This is a genomic window from Caballeronia sp. BR00000012568055 (genome assembly GCF_029439455.1).
Classification (GTDB): domain Bacteria; phylum Pseudomonadota; class Gammaproteobacteria; order Burkholderiales; family Burkholderiaceae; genus Caballeronia.
On sequence record NZ_JAQFVG010000338.1, the window covers coordinates 1 to 20,557 of the forward strand.

A 20,557-nucleotide genomic window follows, 5' to 3' on the forward strand; every position below is an offset into this window, starting at 1 on the left:
AAGCAGCAAAGGAATTTCATCGCGCCGTTCCCTTAACGCGGGCAACGTCAAATGAATCACGCTAAGCCGATAAAACAAGTCCTCGCGAAAGCGTCCTTCGTCGCAGAACTGACGCAGGTTCCGGTTCGTCGCGGCAACAATACGCGTATCCACTGCAATCGGCTCGTCAGAGCCTACGCGCTGAATCTCATGCGCTTCGAGCACACGCAACAACTTCACCTGACCCGTCAGAGGCAGTTCGCCGATTTCATCCAGAAAGATCGTGCCGGTATGCGCACTTTCGAATTTTCCCTTGCGATCATTCGTAGCGCCCGTAAAAGCACCCTTGCGATGCCCGAATAACTCCGACTCCAGCAGATTGTCCGGAATCGCGCCACAGTTCACGGAGATATAAGGCTTGTCCGCGCGCAAACCATTCGCATGAATGACCTTGGCCATTAATTCCTTACCCGTCCCGCTTTCGCCATCGATCAAAACGGGAAGATCGGTCGGCGCCGCTTTTTCGGCAATTTCAAGCGCTTCGAGCAGCTTAGGGTTATCGCCAAATGTGCCTTCGAATACGAAGCTACGTTCGATCAAAGCCTGACGTCGCGCGCCTGGCGTCATATCGCGCTTAGGCTCGGCCGCAGCGGCCTGCACGAAGCGTTCCTTGTGCGACATCTGCATAACTTCGTCGCGCAAGGAACTCGCTTGCCTAAGAAGCTTTTCAATCTCAGGACGTTCGAGCCGAGAAGTCCAGCGCAGAGTCGAGCGCAATATCTCTATCTTCTCGATCAATCCCGCATAAGAAATGGCCGATACGGGTGCTTCACTTTCTGGCTGGTCAAGTATCTTCATGCTGCGCTCAATTGCTTTTGTACGAGTTGGTAGTACATGCCCTTTCTCGCAACGAGTTCGTCATGCTTGCCCTGCTCGACAATACCGCCTTCGTACAGCACGAGAATCTTGTCGGCACGCATGATGGTGGACAATCTGTGCGCGATGATTACCGCCGTGCGCCCCTTCAATATCTCTTGCATATTGCCGAGAATATTGCTCTCGGATTGTGTGTCGAGTGCGGATGTCGCTTCATCGAACACGAGCAAACGCGGGTCGTGATACAAGGCGCGCGCAATGCACAGCCGCTGAATCTGACCGCCCGACAATCCCACGCCACGCTCACCAACGATCTGTTCGTAGCCCAAAGGCATCTTGGCGATAAACGCGTGCGCGTCCGCCATTTTCGCGACTTCTTCTATTCGTCTTCGATCAGGCGCTTCATCGCCGCTGGCGATATTTTCTGCAATCGTCCCGGAAAACAGCAGGTTGCTTTGCATCACATAGCCAATCTGCGCGCGATAAAAGCCTTTGTCGATCACACCAAGATCGTAGCCATCGACCGTCATTTTGCCGTCCGTTGGCGCATAAAAGCCGACTAGCAGTTTGGCGAGCGTCGTTTTACCGGAACCACTCCGTCCGACAATGGCAATCAACTCTCCGGGCTTGATGTCGAAGCTGATGTTTTCCAGCACGTACGGAACATCGCCGTCGCCATAACGGAAATACACGCCTTTAAAGCTGATATCGCCCTGCAAATCGGGCAGCATGACGCGTTGCTGCATATCGGAAGGCTTTTGCTCGGGTTCGATGTCGAGCACGTCGCCTAAACGTTCCATTGCTACGCCTGCATCGTTAAGCAGACTCCACAAACCGATCAGCCCCATCAAAGGCGATAACACGCTGCCCATGAAGGCGTTAAACGCAATCAATTGCCCGATGGTCAGCTCACGCGCTAGAACAAGATTTGCTCCGACCCACAACACCGCAATCGTCGTCGCGGCGTTGAGGACCTGACTGCATACGCCGACGCTAAGATTGAAGCGCTGCGCTTTGTACTGCAATTCAAGGGACTTCGCGTATTTCTTCTCCCACTTAAGACGCACAGCGCGCTCGATCCCCATGCCCTTCACGGTCTCGACGCCGCCCAGCGCTTCCATCAGAAAAGACCGTGCATCCGTGCCGGATGAAAACATTTCGCGCGCGTTCTGCTTGATGCGTGGTGTGGCAATCACGGTCAAGGCCATCATCGGAATGACGAAGGCAATCAGCACGAAGGTTAGCTTCACGTTATATAGAAACATGATCGTGAAGTAGATGAAGATCATTAGCAGATTGAGCACCGTCGTAACCGTAGACTCGGTGAGAAAGGCGCGAATGGTGTGGTTTTCCTGAAAACGCGCGAACACGTCGCCGGTCTTGCGCTTGGCAAAGAAACTGAATGGCAAGGAAAACGTGTGCTTGAAGAATTGCGACATCATCGCGAAGTCCATGTTGCGCACCATGAAGTTCGCCAGATAAGCGCGAATGGTGGACATCAATTGAGAAAACACATTTGCGATGATTAGCCCTGCTATCAACACATGCAGCAGACTCACGTTCTGATGCACGATCACGCCGTCGAGAATGTTCTGGATGATGAGCGGCGGAATCACGCCCAGCACCTGAATGACGAACGTCGCCAAAAACAAGGACAGTAGGATTTTTTTGTACGGCTTGAGATAGCCAACGAAGCGAATCCAGGGTGAACGCGAAACGGTCTGCTGCGTCAAATCCTGCGCGGGCGCAAAGAGCAGACACGTCCCGCTCCAGCCTCGCTCGAATTCACCTATGGTCATTTTCTTGAAGCCGATGGCCGGGTCGGCAACCCAGACATTTTCCTTGGAAATGCCATAGACGATGATGTAGTGATAGCCCTCCCAATGCGCAATGAACGGCAACTCGAATCCACGCAAGGACTCGAATGTACATTGCACGCCGCGCGTAGTAAAACCCAGCGATTCCCCGGCACGTGCCAGTGAATCCAACGTTGCGCCTTGCGTGGTGACATTAGCGAGTTCGCGCAATTTGCCGAGCGTCATGCTGATGCCGTAATGCCGGCAGATCATCGCAAGACACGCTGCACCACAATCCATTTCCTCCGCCTGTTCGACCCACGCGAAGCGCTTGATCACGCGTTCGCCGAGTTCAGGCTTGGTGTGAAGGTCAAGCATGGCCGGAAGCTTGCGGCGCTCGGCCAATTTCTTTTGCCGCTGCAATTCCCGCTCGGTAAATCGAATCCGCTCTTCAAGCACTTCGCGCAGCTTTACATTGCGCTCGATGATGAAATGCACGGTCTTTTCAGGAATGACCAAGAGGCGCGTGTCAACGCTGGCAATGGCGGATGCCATTTGCTCTTGACGCATCACACAAGCCTTTTCCCCAAAAATTTCGCCTGGACCTAGCGTTGCGAGCACATGCTGCGTGCCGCCCTCTTCCCGCACGATACGCACTTCACCTTGACGTACGACATAAAGACGACGATCGTCGCGTGAGTCTTGCTTAAGAATTTCCTTGTTCTCGCCGACGCGTTTGACGCCGACACTGCGCACACATTCTTCGAGTTCCGCCTTGTTCAGCTTGCCGCGTAAATCGAATAACGAAGCCACGAAGCCGCCCGCACTGGCGATCGCCACATAGCTCGTCACAAACGCAAGCGCATCGGGATTTCTGGCGATAATCGGCTCTATCGCGCGTCTGGGAATGAATAACAACTCCGTCTTGCCAGAGGATCGCACCGACGATTCGTGCCGATAGTCGCGCAGCATCGCGATATCCGCGAACGTCTCGCGTTCTTTCTTCACGCCCATCGAAATTTCTTTGCCGTGTTCCTCGGTAAAGATGCGCACCGAGCCTGCTTTCACGACATAAAGACCATCGGCGGGATCGCCCGCATTGCATACGGTCTCGCCGAAACCGAAGCGGCGCGACTCGGCATGCTCGGCCAGTTGCGCAATTTCTTCTTGCGTAAAAGGCGACAGAATCTCGACGGTTGATAGAAAACCGGCTGGAGAATCGAGGCTCGATGGAGCGTCCATATTTTCTTAGCGCGCCTCGATGACATGTTCCTGAGCACGCGCGAGCATCCATTCCTCGCGCAAGAGTCGGCGGATTTCAGCCGTTACGTCTTCATCCAGCTTGGCCGGATTCTTAGCCGTGACCGCAAAGATTTCATAAGAGCGGCCATCAGCCGATACGAACGGGCCGAGCAAATCACCGGCTTCGGCGTTAAAGACTTTCGCTTCGATTTCCGGCTTGAGTTGACCACGCATCACGCGACCAATAACGCCGCCTTCATCGCGCGTATCGGCTAAAGAATGTTCGCGCGCCATCTCGGCAAAGCTGTCGGGATCGTCGTTCAGATACGAGATCATTTCCTTGGCGCTGCCTTCGGTGTCGAGCAGAATATGGCTCACTTCTATGCTGTCGAACTTAGGCGAATTAAGCTGGAAATATTCCTCGACCTCGCGTTCGGTGCCTACACGCTCAAGCATTTTTTCCTGATAAAGCGTGTCGGTGATAAAGACTTCGAATTCATCGAGACTCACGTTGAGCGCATCGAGATAATTGTTCATGTCCGCCGCGCGATGCAGCCCGCGAATGCGTCTGAACTGGTCCGCACGCGTCTGGATGTCGTCCGCACTGACCTCGACGCCCGCTTTCTTGGCGGCGCGCACCGTGACCTTGTCGCGCACGAGTTGCTCGATCAGTCCGTCGAACTGGCCGCTAAGCTTTAAAAGCCTGATGAATTCGCCGACATCGACTACTTCTTCGTCGATACGCACAATCGCCGTCATGTCGTTCTCCGTTCGGTTTTATGTTCGATCCGTAAGCATGGAATCGTTGGAACGCGCGTGTAACCCCCCTTGTTTATCCCGCCACATCGCGGAACGGATCGAGACCGAGGTCGATCAAACGACGCTCGCGCACTACGATCTCCGCTGTAGCAGTCATGCCGTAACGCAAAGGGTATTTCGTGTCGGCCACCTGGTAGTAGTCGCGGTCGAGCGTTACGCGCCCTTCGTAGACCGGTTGCTTGGAGGTCGGACTCGGTTTGGTTGCGGGCGAGATAAAGGCAAGCGTGCCGTCGATTACGCCATAGCGCTGATAAGGAAACGCATTGAATTTCAGCTTGACGCGCTGCCCTTCACGCAAAAATGCGCGGTCATGCTCGGCAATTTCGATCTTGAGCACCGGCTTAGCATTGGCTGGCGCAATGCCGCCTAAAGGGGTATTCGCCTGAATCTTGTCGCCCGGTTGTGTCGATGTCACATCCGTGACCACACCCGACACCGGGGAAAGAATCAGCAGAAAATTATCCTTGTCGATATTTTCAAACTTGATGCGTGCGGCGGCTTCAGCAACCAGCCGTGCGGTCTGCAATTGCAGCCGCAGCTTGTCTTCTGTGCTTGCCACTTCGCGCATGGCGGATTCATATTGCAAACGCAGGTTTGTGGACTCCTGTCCACTTACTTCCAGTTGCTGTTTGGCTTGCGTGAAATCATGGCTCAAGCGGAAATCTAACTCAGCCAATTTGGATTGCTCGACACGATACGCGCCATCCGCTTCCAGATAAGCATTGCGCTTAGCTTCCACTTGCGATTCCGATACGCCGCCGCCGCCCGGCAAGGCAATCAAACGTTGAAAGCGATCGAAGTCGGTTTTGGCGGCATCGCGCGCACGGCGTGCGTTATCCAGCACGCTGCGTTGCTCCTGCAATTGCGCTTTCTGCCCTTCCGCAAGCTTGCTGGTGCCTTCATTCACACGCTGCTGATGTTGATGTTCTTCCACTTCCATCTGGTCTTTTAGCGCAGCAATCTTGCGCTGCATAAGCAATTTTTTCTCTGGGAATTGCTTCCATTCGCGCTCTGCGTCGTCCAGTTTGAGTTGCGCTTCCAGTGCATTGGTGGCGGCTTCAATCGCGCCGCGCGCATTGAGACGAGCAACGACATCGTCTTTGCGAACTGGCTGACCTTCAGCGATATAAAGATCGGCTAACTCACCATCGATAGGCGCATAAAAGCGCCGCACTTCCGACTCAGGTGCAAGCGTGCCCTGAGCGGTCACCATCACATCCGCGTGCCCGATGAACGACCACAAGACGCCCGCGACGACGAGCGCAACCATTGCGAGCACCAGCATTTGCGTGAGTTTTAGCGGCTCGGCCGTGAGAATGGCAATACCTTCAGCGCCATGATCGCCAAGCGCTTCGGAAAGCGGCTTGAGTTGCAGATCTCGTTTCACTGCTCACGTCCTCCGCCTATCAACGCCAGCTTGGTTTTAAGCAGCTCAGGTTCGAGCACCATGTGCAGATCCTGAAGCGAGCGCGTTTGCAAAGCCGCTTCGTTATCGATTTCCTTAGCGAGCGCCGTCCATTTCGCACTATCCGCTTTGACCTGACGGAAAATGCGCATGCCACGCGTCGATGCGTCTTCTGCACCGGAAAGCAAACGTGCTTGCGAGCGGAAGGAATCGGACACGCCGGACTCCAGCCGTTGCGATCCGCCTATTCCACCGTTCGTCCGATATTGCGTCCAAAGCGTCTGCGCCTGAGTCATCAGCGATTGCGCGCGCGCAACCGCTTTATCCTTTAGCGCAGCAATTTCCGGAGCCGTGGTCTTGGCAAAGTAAATATCGCTTTGAAGATCGAGCGCCTCATAGAAGGACAACAGCGCGTCTTCATAGCCCTTTGTGCCGCGCGCCTTTTGCAAGTCGGCGTATTGCGCGGCGATCGCTTTCTTGTGCGCCAATTCCTTTTGCGCCATCGGCGACCACGCGCCTTGTGGCAGCTTCTGCAATCTTTCGATCGCTTGCGCGGTGCGTCCGTTGTTCCAGGCGTCGTCAACGGCGGCGTATTGCGCCAGTACATCGGCGGGCGGCAACTGGCCCGCGCTCATCTGTTTGAACGCATCTTGAAACGGCGGCGTCGAGAAGCTCGCCTTTTTTAGCGATGCCGCCAAAGGCGCAAGGCTCACGCCGTTGATATCTCGCCGCACTGCTGCATACGTATCAATGTCGGCGCGCACACGATCTAATCCGCTAAGGCGCGGGTATTTATCCGCATACTCGTTGACGCTTGCCGTGACCGCATCGAGATCGTCTTGAGAGAGGCCTTTAGCAATATTCGCATTGAGCCGATCGATTGCAGCAAGGTAAACGGAATCGTCGCTTTGCAGTTTTCGCAAATGGCTTAGCGCCAAGGCATAGGGTTCACGAAACTCCGGTACGTATCCGGCAATGCGATCCAGATCGCGCTGATGCCCTGACGCATCCGCTTCCCAATGCTTGAGGATCGCGCCAATACGCGCCTCATCCTGATAGATGCGAATGGGCGCCTCGGAGCCGCCTCGACTCACCACGAAGCCTTCCAGCTTGCCGATCCAGCTTAGCTCACCAATCATCGAACGAACGTCCGGATTATTCGTACTCAACGCGTTCATCTGCGCGATGATCGCGTCGGCGCTTGCGTAGTCGCGCTTGCGTAACGCAGCAAGCCACGCAGGCACATTCGACTTAAGCACCGCTTCCGTATTCATCGACGTAAAGCGCGCTTCGTTTGGATGCGTGTTAAGAAATTCATTACTGGTTGCTGCAGCCTTAGCGTATTCGCCATTCGACATCAAGGCTTTCGCGTCGCGTTCGTTAGAGCCGCTGTAGAAGATCGCCGTGCCGGCTGCGATTAAAGCCACCAACAAGCATGCGAGCACCCGGCGCGTGCGTCTCGCCGCGCGTTGATCGTCGCCACGAAGCACCGAACGGAACTCTGAGACGAAGAGCATGAACTTGCTGCGTTTGACGTTGCGCGCGTCCTGATCCTGCTCTTGTGCGGCGTCGGGCTTTGCGGCGTCTTCGTTGATCTCGTCTTCGCGAGCAGCGGCCTGATCGACGCAAAAAATGTCGAGAAACGAATGCGCCGATCCGACGAACGTCGTCTTGTCGCTATCGAATTCCTCTTGCGCTTGCGCCTGAGCGACGGCCAATTCCGTCAACGTCGATTCGCTTTCTTCGCCACGCAGTTTCACCGTATAGGCGAAATGCGTACCGCCGAACGCGACGCCATCACCATTTTTCAACTCGACCGCAGACGCCGCGATGCGCTCGCCATTCACGAAAGTGCCGTTCGTGCTGCCCAAATCTTCGACAAATGGCGCTCCGCTCTTGATAAACACATGCGCATGACGCCTAGAAACGTAGTTCACTTGATGCGGATAAGCCTCGCGATAACGCGCGAACGTATCGTCAGTTTTACTGATGAGAAATGGAAATTGCGTGAGTTCGATCGGCGCTAAGCCGAGATCGTCGCGTTGTGGCACAAGCGTGACGGCGAGCGGTTTAGGCGTAACGGCGTGCCTTGCGCGCGGCGCGAATTGCACGCGATAAGACAGCTTGCTGCCAAACGCAATTTCATCACCGCTCTTCAAGCGCGCCGGCGTTTCGCGCACGGCAACGCCGTTGACCGCCGTGCCATTCTTGCTGCCGAGATCCGCGATATAGACAAAGCCATGCTCGATAAATATGCGCGCGTGACGCCGCGAGAGCTGCGCCACCGCTTCGGGCGGGCTGGTATCGAACGGAGATTCCAGCCGGCCAATAGCAAAGAGATTTTCGTCGATACGAATTTCCGCCAGCTCGACGGCGTTCGGTTTGAGAACGACGTCGAAGGCTTCTCCCACGCTTGGCTTTTCGGCTGTCGAATCGCTCAGGGCCATGTCCATGTCAGCAAGCGCGTCCAGCCGCTGCCGCCGACGCGCCAGAGGAATGCCCGGAAAATGCGGGCGCATGGACTGGTTTAATCGTGCCGCTCGCCATGCGCTGCCAGACAGCTTGCATGAATAGCGACTGCTGAAAGTTTAAGTCTTGCATCGTCTTAGTCAATCGCGTGGCACTGGCGGCGTACGCCATTTTGCGTGCTGTTTTTGGCGCTTACATGCGCAATTTCGAACGACCGTTATGGAATGCTTAGCGGAAATGCCTTAAAAAATCATTGGCTCGCGCTCTTGACGTCCACTGTCGGCCATCCGCCTCCCAAGGCTTTATAGAGTGTCACGGTGTCCGACAGAATCTGCTGATGGTTAGCAAGCAGCGCGAGTTGCGCGGCCAGCAGCGTGCGCTCGGTCTCGAATACTTCAAGTTGCGAGATCACGCCTTCCTTGAGTTGTGCGTCGATCTGCGCGGCCACAATGGTCAGGTGCGCAACTTCCTGCTGCAATTCATCGCGTTGTTTGTTGTGCGAATCCAGATTGACGAGTGCATTTTCCACTTCTTCGAACGCGTTCATCACCGTGCTGCGATATTGCTGTTCGGCCACCGTGGTTTGCGCTTCAGTCGTCTTGACATGCGCGCGCACGCTAGGATCGAGAATCGGAATATTGATGCTGGGCAAGAAGCTGAATGTGAAGGTCTTTAGCAAATCGGTTAGCGCAAAGCTTGCGCTGCCACCGCGTCCAGTCAGGCTAATGGTCGGCAATTGCGCAAGCTTGGCTTGACCCACTAAGTCATACGCTTCGAGCACACGATATTCAGCCGCGACAAGATCGGGCCGGCGCGCAAGCAGTTGCGAAGGCAAACCGGCAGGCACAGGCGGCACTTGCACGCGCTTTTGCAACTGTCCGTCCGGAACTTTGAAGCCGCCAGCAGGAACGCCTAAGAGCGTTGCTAAAGCATTGCCACCAAGATCACGCGAGCGGCGCAGTTCAAGCATGTCGCGCGTGAGTCGATTCAATTCCGCGCGTTGCGTCAGCACTTGCGTATGCGGCACAAGACCATTCTTTTCCATGCCCTCGAAAATCGTGAGGATTTGCTGATTGGTTGCGATCGTTTTCTTCTGCTGATCGATCTGATCGTCGAATTGAAGAATCTGGAAATACGTGGTCGAAACGTTGGAGACGAGTTCGAGATAACCCGCGCGCCAGTCAGCTTCGGTTGCGCGGAACTCGGCCTTTTGCGCCTGCACGCCTTTCTCTACCGCGCCCCAGATGTCGATGTCCCAATTCACCTGCGTGGCAACGTTATATTGCTTGGTGAACATCTGGCCGGTGGTTTTCTCAAAGCTCGCGCCAGCGCCAAGATCCATCGAAGGCAACGCACCGGCACGCGCTTCGCCTATCTGCGCGCCCGCCACCTGTATGCGTGCTGCGAGTATCTTGATGTCGAAGTTTCCGGCGATGGCCTTCTCCACCAGCGCGTTGAGATAAGGGTCTTGAAACTGCTTCCACCAGTCGGGTTGAATCGTGTCGGTGGCAGCGACCTTGACGGTGTCTTTAGTGCTGAAGGCGGTTTTTTCGGGCGTATCGGGACGCTGATATTGCGGCACCTTCACGTCGATGCAACCGGCAAGCAGCGCAACGGTGCATAGCGCAAGCGACCAGCGAATCGGACATTCAAGCCCAAAGGTCACGCGCAACGATGGCATTGAAGCTCGCACGATCACGCTCCCGGTGACAGATGCACCGACAATCAAAGTTGAGTGAGAAAACACGTCGCGCCGATGTGGATGCTTCAAGTAAATCACAAGGCGCGGCGTTGCTCTATTCGGGTTAAGTCACCAGTTCAAATCACGTGGCGCGCGTGCCGCCGGCACACGCGCCCCCGTGAACCGGAACGCCTGCTGTCTCGGGAACAGCAAGCGCACCGTGCCGTCCAACATGCCTCAATCAGCGGACGGATACCGCAGCGAAGCTCCCCGTGCCTCGCCTTTACTGCTTAAGCATTAATTCTTTACTGCGCTTGCGGACAATTTATTCCCGCTTTCTTAGTGGCCGTGCACATTCAATTCGTTGCTGTTGCTGCCCGACTGATCCGGCGTGACGGTCGCGCTGATGTTCTTGACCCATGCGTCGTTGACGCCGGTGGCCACGTACGTGTTCTGCGCCTGACCTGTCATTTGCGTAGCCGTATTGCTCACATGAAACGACGAAGCGTCGAGGATCGGTGCGAAGAGGCCGATGCGCGTGCCGCCGCGAACTGCGGACATTTCGGTTTGGGCCATGTCGGACGAGTAGGCGATGTCACGGATGTTGAGGGTCGTCATGATGAAACTCCTTGGATGATTAAATTAAAAAGTAGCGAAGTTAATTTCGGATGCTCAGACACTCGGGCTGAAGACGTTCAGCGTGTTCGTGTTGCGGCTCGATTGCGACGGCGCGACATTGGCGTGGATGTTCTTCACATCGAAGTCGTTGACGCCGGTGCTGACATACGTGTTTTGCGACTGCTGCGTGAACTGTTGCGCCGTGTTCTGGACGCTGAACTTCGAAGCGTCGATCAGCGGCAGCGGGAACAGTGCGAAGCCGCCGCGTACAGCGGACATTTCGTTGCGGCTGAGTTCGTCTTGACGGGCGAGATCACGGATGGACAGAGTGGACATGGTTGGCTCCTGGCGAATTAAATGGCGTAACGTGATTGAAGTGCTTTAGAGAAAGTGGATGGTGCTTAGCCCAGCAGAACGGGCGCATGCGAACCCGATCCGATGTTCACGGTGCTGCTGTTGCTCGAATCCTGATGCGGCGTGACGTTGGCCGAGATGTTCTTGGTCCATGCTGCGTTCACGCCGGTGTTCACCATCGTGTTTTGTGTCTGGCTGGTCATTTGCAGCACGCTGTTCGAGATGTCGGTCTTGCTCAGGTCGATCAGCGAGCCGAAGGGCATAAAGCCACCGCGTACAGCGGACATCGCGCGGCGGTCAAGTTCTTCGGTCACGGACAGGTCTTTGATGTTGAGCGTATTCATGGTGGTTCTCCTTTGGGTTTGCGCATCGCGCATTCGGGTGTTTCGTTTGGTGGTGGATTCGAGCAACTCGGTAACTTGTCTGCTCGGGCCAATCAATGCATAGGGTGTGCCAAGCGACGAACTTTTCCTTTGAATTTCTTGCTTAGGCTTGCTGCATAAGGCTTAGCGTTTTTACGGCTGTTCGCTAAGACGAATCTCAAGGCCAATCAATTGATCTCAACCAACCAACACTTCGTAGTCCATGTGTTGTTGGATCAACAACACTGCGATGACACACGAACGGACAAACGAAAACGTCCGCAAAAAGTGCGGACGTTTTCGCTTAAGTCGATGGGGAAAGCACCGCGCGCAGAACGCGCGCGGCTGGAGAACTTACCTGACGTAAATCGTGATCTTCTTCGAATAGACCGGCGGATTGTGCGGCACGTGCATGTCGTCGCCCATCAGCAATTGCAGCGTGTGCTTGCCCGGTGGAAGTTCGATCATCGTCTCGGTCTCGCCTGCGCCGAAGTGCAAATGATTGCGGTCTGAGGGAATTTCCTGATCCATCGGCGGCAAATCGACATTGATCAGCAAATGGTGATGTCCCGTGTTCGGAAACTTCACGCCACGCGGCGCAACGCCCATATAACGCAATCCGAACCACACCTTGAAGGGCTTGCCTGCGGGCAGGGTCTGGCCGTCATTCGGATAGCCGATATACGCATAAGCATTGGCCGGTGCGGGCGTTCGATCGGCCCATGCGGGCGCTGCGAAGAATGCAGTACACGCGGCAGCAAGCAGGATCGATCGTGAAAGCGCGCGTGCGCCTGCGAATCGTTTGTTCATGTCGTTCGTCCTTAAGCGCCGGTCACTTCATCGTGATGGTAATTTTCTTGGAGTACACAGGCGGGTCGTGCGGAACGTGATTGAAGTCGCCCATCAGCAATTGCAGCGTATGTTTGCCGGGCGGTAACTCGATGCGCGCGTCGGTTTCGCCCGCGCCGAAATGCAAGTGATTGCGGTCCGAGGGAATTTCCTGATCCATCGGCGGCAAGTCGGTATCGATCAGCAAGTGGTGATGTCCCACGTTCGGCATGTCGATGCCCTTGGGACACACGCCCATATTGCGCAAGCCCATGCGCACCCAGAGCTTGCCACCCGAAAGTACCGCGCCGTCCGGCGGCCAGATGATGTACGCCTCGGCGGTCGGCGGCGCGGGCGTACGCGAACGCTGCGCGGCGGAAAACGAGGAATCGGCAGCGAATGCGGCAAGCGACGCCAGCGCCCCAAGCACGGTTCTTCTCAGCATGTTAAGCATGCCTCTCGATGAAGAGTCTTATGGAATGGCTATAAGCACACTGCATGATGCACACGAAGGCGCACGAAACGCCTATCGGTTGAGTGTCGCTTTTAGATTAGGACGGAACATTTAAAAAAGATATGTGCGCGAAGGCGCCGTCGCCATCTCTTTTCGCATACCTGCTTAATGGGGATTAAAACGCGCCCTTGCAGCGTGATATTGTTGTTTGTGCTGCACATGCACGGCGTGTCTGGCAGGGCGCGTGTTCCGTGGAATTCGAACGTCGGGCGTGGACCTCGCCCGCGCGGCTAAGGCAAGCACGCGCAAGCGTCGCAAGCCGCCCACTCAAAGCTGGATGAACAGGGTGTGAATATGTGGCGAATATTTATTCTCGCGGGCGTGCTTCTGACAATCAGCGCGGCATTCGTGCCAGCGCGCGCCGCCACCATGCAAACGTCCGAGTCCGGTCAGCGCCGCGCGCTCGTGATCGGCAATGCGGCATATGCGGAACATCCGCTGCAAAGCACCTGGCACGATGCAAGCGATATGAGCACGACGCTGTCATCACTTGGATTCGATGTCACGCGCCGCACGAACCTCAACGACAGCGATATGCGCCAGGCGCTTGCTTCGTTTGCCGAAACACTCGGCCCGCGCGATACCGCTCTCGTCTATTTCGCCGGGCACGGACTTCAGGCGGGAGGCGATGCGCGGCTGGTGCCACTCGATGCCGATGAACATCGTCCTGTCACGCTCATTAAAAAAGGCCTTGCCGTACATGAAATCGTGGACCGCATATCGCGTGGGCGGGTGGCGGGCACGAATATCGTCGTATTGGATATGTGTCTTGATGCGCCCTTTGGCAAGGTGCCATTGCGCGAGATCAAGATGCCTGCGCACAGCGTCGTAGTGTACGCGGCGGAGCCTGGCACCAAGACTTCCGAAGATGATCGCCATGGCTTTTTTACTAAGGCGCTTATGCAAGCGCTAAAGAATCCATCGCATTTCAGAACAAATTTTCTATCAGGCGAATTAACGCTTAACGACAGAAGCGCCATCGCTCAGTATGAATCCGCCAGTGAAAATGGCTTGCGCACGCGCGGGATTTTGCCTAAAGACAGCAACGAGCAATACGAACTGACGTTTTGGGAATCGATTAAGGACAGCACGTATCCAAGCGACTACGAAGCTTATCTAAAGGCTTACCCGAATGGGCGCTTTGCGGCGCTAGCCAAGGCGCGCATAGAACGCCTGCATGCGTCGGCGGCTAAGCCCGCTGCTTCTTCTACAACGCCAGCACCAGCGCCAGCGCCTAAAGCTGCGACGCCTGCGCCCGCTTCTCCGGTCGCTCAGGAAAAACCGCGCCCAACACCAACGCCTGCGCCCGCGCCCGCGTCTGCCGTAGCAACCGCCGCTAAACCCGCCGCAAAGGCCGCAGCCGGAAACGAAATAAAAGACTGCCCGACATGCCCCGCCTTGATCCCGATCACACCGGGCAGCTTTTCCATGGGCAGCAATAACGACGACCCCGCCGAGAAACCGCCGCATCGCGTCACGCTTGCGCATGCGTATGCCATCGGTAAAACGGCGGTAACGGTCGAGCAATGGAACGCCTGTGTCGATGCAGGCGCATGCACGCGCATCGCACCGGATGCGGAATCGAATACGCCGCCGCCCGCCAATTCGCCGATGCGCAATGTCAGTTGGGACGACGCACAGGTCTACGTCAAATGGCTCAGCAAAACCGGCGGCAAGACGTATCGCTTGCCGACCGAAGCGGAATGGGAATACGCCGCGCGCGGCGGCACGCAAGACACTTACTGGTGGGGCAATCAGTTCAAGAAAGGCATGGGCGATTGCAAGGATTGCGGCGATCCCTATAACGCCGCCGCACCGACGCCCGTCGCTTCATTCGCGGCGAATCCGTACGGTCTTTACGATATGAACGGCAGCGTGTGGGAATGGGTCGCCGATTGCTGGCACAGCTCGTATAAAGGCGCACCCGCCGATGGCCGCACATGGGACGATCCATCGTGTTCCGTGCGCGTGATACGCGGCGGATCGTGGCGCGACGGCTCGGCCTATATGCAATCGGCCACGCGCTTCAAATACAGTTCAAGCGTGCGTCAGTCGCAGAACGGCTTCCGCGTCGTAAGAGAAATGCAGTGACTGTCATTGCGATGCCGCTTTGACGATGATCTGCGCCTGTGTATCGCGTTCGATTTGCTTGAGCAGCGGCAGCGTCGCCTGATAGTCCTCGGGCGCGCAAACTTGTTTGTTGAATTTCGCATTCAACGTGCGCGTGACCTGAATCACATTGGTCGATGGATCGAACAGATAGCGTGAGCGGTAATTGAAGTACGCGTTGGACGCGTCCAGATCGTCGGGGACCTCGGTGACGCGCATGGTTTTCGGCAGCGATATTTGCGATACCTCGCGGTACGCGCCGCCCACGCACAAATACGGCTGCGTACGCGTGCGTTCCGCGAGCCAGTAGCGCGTTTGCGTGGCGATACCGCCGGAAAGGCTCGTCAGCGCGGGCAACGCGGTCGTGCCGGTTGGCCAGATGACGTCGTCGAGCGTGCCGCGCAAGGTGGTTTCGAACGGGCCGCTGGTGGCATCGACGTCACTGGTGGTGAGCGCGCCCGCGCCACGCAAATTCGTGTAACGCAAGCGGTCGGTGGCGATCTGATCACGCCGTTGCGCCGTTGCCAGCCGCAGATTGATACGCTCGATTTCCGCGCTGTAGCCGCCGTCCTTCACCCAGTAGGCAAAATTCGAAATGCCATTTGAAATGCCACTCGGCGCGACGTCGATTTCCAGACGCGCCTCGCGCGACAGCGGCTGCGTAGGCGGCGTGCGCGACATCGTGCCGTCGTCGGTGAGCAACGCGGGACGGTCCATGTCCGCGAGCGGCAGATAGCCGAATTCGACGCTCGATGCCGTGCTGTCCGCGTACACGTTCAACTCCGGCATATACGTGATGACGTGATTGATCGCGCCCGCGCCGTAACCCGGCACCGTCGGCAGCGAGTACACGGAACCCAGGCCGATCAGCGCGGGCTGGTTGCGAATGCCCACGGCGTCGAGCAGCGCGCCGAACAACGCGACGTGATCCTTGCAATCGCCATAGCGATTCGCGAGCACCTCCGTCACACGATGCGGCACCGCCGGACTCTGGCCGATAAACATCGCGACATAGCGAATATTGCGGCGAACCCAATCGTAGAGCGTTTGGGCTTTCGCGCGCGGATCGGTGTCGTTCTGCGTGAGCGAACGGGCCAGCGCGATCACGGCGGGATCGCGCGCGCTCGAATCCGCAGCGGGATCGCGATAGCTCGCGGCAAAACTCGCGTAGTCGGCAAACGTCGAGACCATCAGCCGGTCGCCGTACTGCGCATATCCCACCGCGCCGCTTTCGATCCGCTCAAATTTCTCCCGCCGATAGCCGAAAACATAACGCGTGCGGCCATTCGCCGTCACGGGCGGCTGCGCGATGTAACCGCGCGCATCGGCATAAAGGGGTTTGTCGGCGGGCAGATCGAACACGAGCCGCTGGTCGAGCACCGGCCGCTGATTCGGCTCGACGTAGTAATTGAACTGCCCGGCGATCACCGGCGTCGCCTGACTTTTGCGGAAACGCAGATGTACGGTCGATCCCACGCCCACCGCCGGAAAAATCACCACGCGCAGTTTGGCATCCGAAAAGCTCGGCGCGCCTGCGGAACGCGGCTCCTGAATATCGCGAATCTGATCGGGCGATACGTCGTGGCGCACGCCGTTGGCATCGACGGAATAGGCTTCGACGATCTCCACTTTCGACACGCTCTTGTCGTACCACACGTACCGCTGCGCAATTTCGTCGATGCCCGCCGACGTGTTCGCGCGCAGCACGGTGGCATCGTCCTCGGCGACCGAGCCGTCTTCGGCGACGAAGAATTCGTGCTCGTCACTCACGATAGTCGAGGGTTCGGCGCCCACCTCCGCGAACGCGTGCGCGCTCGCCAGCATCGCGGCGCAGCACAGCGCGCGCGTCATTCCCCGGACGAATCGGCTCGATGATCGGCACATGACCATTTTCGAGATGAACGAGCGTTCATCGTACAGCAAGCCTTAATAACCCCGTCGCACACTTGCTGACAATTTATATCACGTTGAGATATAATTCGACGCAAGCACTTACGCAAGCACTTGATTGACAACCCGACAGACACACAACAGCGCTGAACAGCGGTGTGTCACCCACCGACTGTTTTCCGAACACTCAGAAAAAGTGTCACGCACTGTTTTGCTTCGCTGGCTCAGAGGTTTTCTTCCCGCACCCGTCACACTCAAGTGGACGGAGCGCCTGCGCGCGGGCGTCGGCGCGCTGATCGGCATTGCGCTGACGGGTGGCGTCGCGCATCTCGTGATCGGCGATCAAACCGCGATTCCCTTTCTGATCGCGCCGATGGGCGCGTCCGCCGTGCTGCTGTTCGGCGTGCCCGCCAGTCCGCTCGCGCAACCGTGGTCGATCATCGGTGGCAATCTGGTGTCGGCGATCGTCGGCGTGACGTGCGCCATGTTCATCCACGATCCCGTCGATGCCGCCGCGCTCGCCGTCGGCCTCGCCATTTGTGCGATGTTCGCGCTGCGCTGCGTGCATCCGCCATCGGGCGCGGTTGCGCTTACTGCCGTGCTCGGCGGCCCGTCGATCCACGCGCTCGGCTACGGTTTCGTGCTTGCGCCGGTCGCGCTTCAGTCGTTCGTGCTGCTGAGTTCGGCGGTCGTGTTTCATGCGTTGACGGGGCATCGCTATCCGCACGGGCACGCCGCGCCGCCGAAGCCTGCGGAAACGCCGGACGCTGCAACGTTCCTGCGCGCCGATCTCGAAGCCGTGCTCGCGCGCCGCAGCGAACTGCTCGACGTCGATCTCGACGATCTCGAAGCGCTGCTGCGCGAAACGCAGTTGCAGGCCTACGCGCGCCGCTTCACGGAGGTCACGTGCGCGGACATCATGTCGCGCGCGGTGGTATCGATCACGCCGGACACGAGTGCGCAGGCCGCGTTCGCCTTGTTGGCGCGGCATCACGTCAAGGCCTTGCCGGTGCTCGACGCATCGCGGCGCGTGTGCGGCATCGTCACGCGCGCGGATCTCGCGCCGGCGCGGCTGAACGGCACGCGCGGCGTGATCGAACGCATTTTCAACGGGCCGCTTAGAGGACCACGCAATGGACCGCCGTGCGTCGCCTCGCTGATGACGACCGACGTCTGCACCGTCGCCGCCCGCACGCCGATTGCCGAACTGGTGCCGATGTTCGCGCACTTCGGCCATCACCATATTCCCGTGATCGATCACGACGAACGGCTCGCCGGGATGATTACCGAGTCGGATCTGATCGCCGGTTTGTATCGCCAGTCTTTCGAAAAAGCACAGAAGCGCGCATGAAAACTCTCCGTACGCTGAGCAAAACCGACTTCGAACAGTTGTCGGAATTCCGTTATCAGATGCGCCGTTTCGAACGATTCTCGGAACGCGCGGCGCAGGAGGAAGGCATCACGCCGCTGCAATATTTGTTGCTGCTGCATATCAAGGGCTTCCCGAATCGCGCCTGGGCGACGATTGGTGAACTGGCCGAGCGGCTGCAATCGCATCATCACGGCGTGGTGGCGCTGGTCACGCGCTGCGAATCGGCAGGTTTCGTGCGCCGCCAACCGAGTCCCGACGATCGCCGGCAAGTGCAGGTGCATCTCGAAGCGCAAGGCGAGCAGATGCTGGAGCGGCTGGCGGCGCTGCATCGCGCGGAACTGAAGTCGCTGGAAGGCGCGTTTCGCGTGCCGAGCATCGATCTTTGAAAGCAGGAGTCGCTTTATGAATCAGCATCATCACAAGCGTGATTTTTCCGTCAACGACCGTTTGTTGCGTATCTGCGCGTTCGCCGCAGTGATCGGCGGTGTCAGCACACTGGCGGCCGCCGTGCTGCTCGCGCTGATTCATCTGTTCACCAATCTGTTCTTCTTCGGCAGCCTGAGTGTTCAGGACCGTTCACCCGCGCTCAATACACTTGGCGCGTGGGTGATTGCGATTCCGGTGATCGGCGGCTTGATCGTCGGCTTGATGGCGCGTTTCGGCTCGGAGAAGATTCGCGGCCACGGCATTCCCGAAGCGATCGAAGCCATTCTCTTCGGCAAAAGCCGCATGTCACCGAAGGTGGCGGTGCTCAAGCCGCTGTCGTCGGGCATCGTGATCGGCAGCGGCGGGCCATTCGGCGCGGAAGGCCCGATCATCATGACGGGCGGCGCGCTCGGCTCGCTGATCGCGCAATGTATCGATGTGACCGCGGCGGAGCGCAAGACGCTGCTGGTGGCGGGCGCGGCGGCGGGCATGACAGCCGTGTTCGGTACGCCGGTCGCGGCGGTGCTGCTGGCGGTCGAACTGCTGTTGTTCGAATGGCGGCCGCGCAGCTTTTTGCCGGTTGCGCTGGCGTGCGCGGTCGCGGGTTTCGCGCGTGCGGCTGTGTTCGGCACGGGCGCGCTGTTTCCGCTCGAAACCGCGCCGCCGCAGATGTTGTCCCTGCTCTCGTGCCTGATCGCGGGATTGCTGTCGGGCGCGCTGGCGTCGGGTTTGTCGGCATCGCTCTATAAGCTCGAGGACGCGTTTCACAAACTGCCGCTGCATTGGATGTGGTGGCCGGCGATCGGCGGACTGGTGGTCGGGATCGGCGGATTTATCGAGCCGCGTGCGCTCGGCGTCGGTTATGACGTGATCGGCGATCTGCTGCACGGGCATATTCTGATTCACGCCGCGCTCGCCATTCTTGCGGTGAAAGCGATCATCTGGGTCGTGGCGCTCGCTTCGGGCACATCGGGCGGCGTGCTCGCGCCGCTGCTGATGCTCGGCGCGGGTCTCGGCACGGTGCTCGGCGCGGTCCTGCCCGGCCACGATGCCGCGTTGTGGCCGCTGGTCTGCATGGCCGCCACGCTCGGCGCAACGCTGGGCGCGCCACTGACGGCCATTGTGTTCGCTTTCGGCCTCACACACGATGCCAACGCCCTTTTGCCGCTGCTCGCGGCCACGCTCGTCGCGCATGGGTTTGCCACGGTCGTCATGCGGCGTTCGATCATGACGGAGAAGATCGCGCGGCGCGGGTATCACATTTATCGCGAATACGGCGTGGACCCACTGGAACGCCATCATGTCGATGAAGTGATGACGCGCGAGGTGCAGACGATCGACGCCGCCCTGCCGCTCGCCGATGTCCTCACGCAATACTTCGGCGCAACGCAACGGCATCGCGCGTATCCGGTCGTGCGTGATGGCGCGTTCGTCGGCATGCTGGACCGTGCGGCGCTCGATCACGGGGATCAATCGCTGAGCGCGGGCGACGTGTTACGCGACGACAAACGCATTCACGCGCTGCCCGGCGAACCGTGCCGTCTGGCCGCGACGCGCCTGGCCATGCACGAACTCGAACGCCTGCCTGTTATTGCGGACGAAGCGTCGATGCGCCTCGTCGGTATCGTGTCGCGCAGCGATCTGGTGAAGCCCGCGCGCGCGCACTTCGAAGAGGAGCATCGGCGGGAGCGGTTTCGCGGGTTTCGGTCGTCAGCGGCTTTGCGCAAGCCGTGGGCGGCGCAGAAAACGAAACAAATCGTGCGAATTATGACTTATCGATAGACAGCATCGCGCGGTTGTGAATTCGCCGCGTCAGC

Annotated in this window: 16 protein-coding genes; 4 read left to right on the forward strand and 12 right to left on the reverse strand. The window is 58.0% G+C overall.

All coding sequences use genetic code 11. The features are described 5' to 3' along the window. The 11 genes from P7F28_RS29330 to P7F28_RS29380 form a co-directional block, all read right to left on the reverse strand. Positions 1 to 837 (reverse strand): sigma-54 factor interaction domain-containing protein (locus tag P7F28_RS29330; RefSeq protein WP_277188424.1); only part of this gene is annotated, 837 nt, incomplete at its 3' end. Next, on the reverse strand, positions 834 to 3,893 hold the full coding sequence (locus P7F28_RS29335; protein WP_277188426.1) for a peptidase domain-containing ABC transporter: 3,060 nt from the start codon (positions 3,891 to 3,893) through the stop codon (positions 834 to 836). The genes P7F28_RS29335 and P7F28_RS29330, both read right to left, overlap by 4 nt. A 6-nt stretch (positions 3,894 to 3,899) precedes the next feature. After that, complete coding sequence (locus P7F28_RS29340) at positions 3,900 to 4,652, reverse strand: peptidylprolyl isomerase (protein WP_277188428.1); 753 nt, start codon at positions 4,650 to 4,652, stop codon at positions 3,900 to 3,902. Positions 4,653 to 4,725: 73 nt separating this feature from the next. Beyond that, the gene (locus P7F28_RS29345; RefSeq protein ID WP_277188430.1) at positions 4,726 to 6,099 is read right to left on the reverse strand and encodes an HlyD family efflux transporter periplasmic adaptor subunit; all 1,374 of its coding nucleotides are present in this window, start codon (positions 6,097 to 6,099) and stop codon (positions 4,726 to 4,728) included. Further along, entirely contained in the window at positions 6,096 to 8,570 is a 2,475-nt protein-coding gene (locus P7F28_RS29350; RefSeq protein ID WP_277188496.1) for an FHA domain-containing protein, read from the reverse strand. The genes P7F28_RS29345 and P7F28_RS29350 overlap by 4 nt, the downstream gene beginning before the upstream one ends. 266 nt (positions 8,571 to 8,836) lie before the next feature. After that, positions 8,837 to 10,267, reverse strand: coding sequence for an efflux transporter outer membrane subunit (locus tag P7F28_RS29355; RefSeq protein ID WP_277188498.1), 1,431 nt, complete (start codon positions 10,265 to 10,267; stop codon positions 8,837 to 8,839). A 339-nt stretch (positions 10,268 to 10,606) separates the two neighbouring features. Next, on the reverse strand, positions 10,607 to 10,885 hold the full coding sequence (locus P7F28_RS29360) for a hypothetical protein (protein ID WP_277188432.1): 279 nt from the start codon (positions 10,883 to 10,885) through the stop codon (positions 10,607 to 10,609). Positions 10,886 to 10,939: 54 nt separating this feature from the next. Further along, positions 10,940 to 11,221, reverse strand: coding sequence for a hypothetical protein (locus P7F28_RS29365; RefSeq protein WP_277188433.1), 282 nt, complete (start codon positions 11,219 to 11,221; stop codon positions 10,940 to 10,942). Positions 11,222 to 11,286: 65 nt separating this feature from the next. Then, entirely contained in the window at positions 11,287 to 11,583 is a 297-nt protein-coding gene (locus P7F28_RS29370) for a hypothetical protein (protein WP_277188435.1), read from the reverse strand. A 372-nt stretch (positions 11,584 to 11,955) separates the two neighbouring features. Further along, positions 11,956 to 12,411, reverse strand: a complete 456-nt coding sequence (locus P7F28_RS29375) for a DUF4399 domain-containing protein (protein WP_277188448.1) — start codon at positions 12,409 to 12,411, stop codon at positions 11,956 to 11,958. A 22-nt stretch (positions 12,412 to 12,433) separates the two neighbouring features. Beyond that, on the reverse strand, positions 12,434 to 12,874 hold the full coding sequence (locus P7F28_RS29380; protein ID WP_277188450.1) for a DUF4399 domain-containing protein: 441 nt from the start codon (positions 12,872 to 12,874) through the stop codon (positions 12,434 to 12,436). A gap of 363 nt (positions 12,875 to 13,237) precedes the next feature. Between P7F28_RS29380 and P7F28_RS29385 the strand changes: the two genes are divergently transcribed. Continuing rightward, the gene (locus P7F28_RS29385; protein WP_277188451.1) at positions 13,238 to 15,034 is read left to right on the forward strand and encodes an SUMF1/EgtB/PvdO family nonheme iron enzyme; all 1,797 of its coding nucleotides are present in this window, start codon (positions 13,238 to 13,240) and stop codon (positions 15,032 to 15,034) included. A 3-nt stretch (positions 15,035 to 15,037) separates the two neighbouring features. On the opposite strand, the gene P7F28_RS29390 is transcribed toward P7F28_RS29385, so the two are convergent. Then, positions 15,038 to 16,903 carry a DUF3857 and transglutaminase domain-containing protein gene (locus P7F28_RS29390; RefSeq protein ID WP_277188453.1) on the reverse strand — a complete coding sequence of 622 codons (1,866 nt, stop codon included), beginning with the start codon at positions 16,901 to 16,903 and terminating at the stop codon, positions 15,038 to 15,040. A gap of 235 nt (positions 16,904 to 17,138) precedes the next feature. On the opposite strand from P7F28_RS29390, the gene P7F28_RS29395 reads away from it, so the two are divergent. Genes P7F28_RS29395 through P7F28_RS29405 form a run of 3 tightly spaced genes read left to right on the forward strand, consistent with a single transcriptional unit; the run spans position 17,139 to position 20,522 of the window. After that, positions 17,139 to 18,293, forward strand: coding sequence for an HPP family protein (locus P7F28_RS29395; RefSeq protein WP_277188455.1), 1,155 nt, complete (start codon positions 17,139 to 17,141; stop codon positions 18,291 to 18,293). Further along, positions 18,290 to 18,700, forward strand: coding sequence for a MarR family winged helix-turn-helix transcriptional regulator (locus P7F28_RS29400; protein WP_277188457.1), 411 nt, complete (start codon positions 18,290 to 18,292; stop codon positions 18,698 to 18,700). Before P7F28_RS29395 ends, P7F28_RS29400 begins: the two co-directional genes overlap by 4 nt. A gap of 16 nt (positions 18,701 to 18,716) precedes the next feature. Beyond that, the gene (locus tag P7F28_RS29405; RefSeq protein WP_277188459.1) at positions 18,717 to 20,522 is read left to right on the forward strand and encodes a chloride channel protein; all 1,806 of its coding nucleotides are present in this window, start codon (positions 18,717 to 18,719) and stop codon (positions 20,520 to 20,522) included. Positions 20,523 to 20,557: the final 35 nt, after the last annotated feature.

Coding starts and splice junctions, on each gene's coding strand:
- P7F28_RS29335 (WP_277188426.1), bottom strand. CDS start 3,893: ATGGACGCTCCATCGAGCCTCGATTCTCCAGCCGGTTTTCTATCAACC.
- P7F28_RS29340 (WP_277188428.1), bottom strand. CDS start 4,652: ATGACGGCGATTGTGCGTATCGACGAAGAAGTAGTCGATGTCGGCGAA.
- P7F28_RS29350 (WP_277188496.1), bottom strand. CDS start 8,570: ATGGACATGGCCCTGAGCGATTCGACAGCCGAAAAGCCAAGCGTGGGA.
- P7F28_RS29355 (WP_277188498.1), bottom strand. CDS start 10,267: ATGCCATCGTTGCGCGTGACCTTTGGGCTTGAATGTCCGATTCGCTGG.
- P7F28_RS29360 (WP_277188432.1), bottom strand. CDS start 10,885: ATGACGACCCTCAACATCCGTGACATCGCCTACTCGTCCGACATGGCC.
- P7F28_RS29365 (WP_277188433.1), bottom strand. CDS start 11,221: ATGTCCACTCTGTCCATCCGTGATCTCGCCCGTCAAGACGAACTCAGC.
- P7F28_RS29370 (WP_277188435.1), bottom strand. CDS start 11,583: ATGAATACGCTCAACATCAAAGACCTGTCCGTGACCGAAGAACTTGAC.
- P7F28_RS29375 (WP_277188448.1), bottom strand. CDS start 12,411: ATGAACAAACGATTCGCAGGCGCACGCGCGCTTTCACGATCGATCCTG.
- P7F28_RS29380 (WP_277188450.1), bottom strand. CDS start 12,874: ATGCTGAGAAGAACCGTGCTTGGGGCGCTGGCGTCGCTTGCCGCATTC.
- P7F28_RS29385 (WP_277188451.1), top strand. CDS start 13,238: ATGTGGCGAATATTTATTCTCGCGGGCGTGCTTCTGACAATCAGCGCG.
- P7F28_RS29390 (WP_277188453.1), bottom strand. CDS start 16,903: ATGACGCGCGCGCTGTGCTGCGCCGCGATGCTGGCGAGCGCGCACGCG.
- P7F28_RS29400 (WP_277188457.1), top strand. CDS start 18,290: ATGAAAACTCTCCGTACGCTGAGCAAAACCGACTTCGAACAGTTGTCG.
- P7F28_RS29405 (WP_277188459.1), top strand. CDS start 18,717: ATGAATCAGCATCATCACAAGCGTGATTTTTCCGTCAACGACCGTTTG.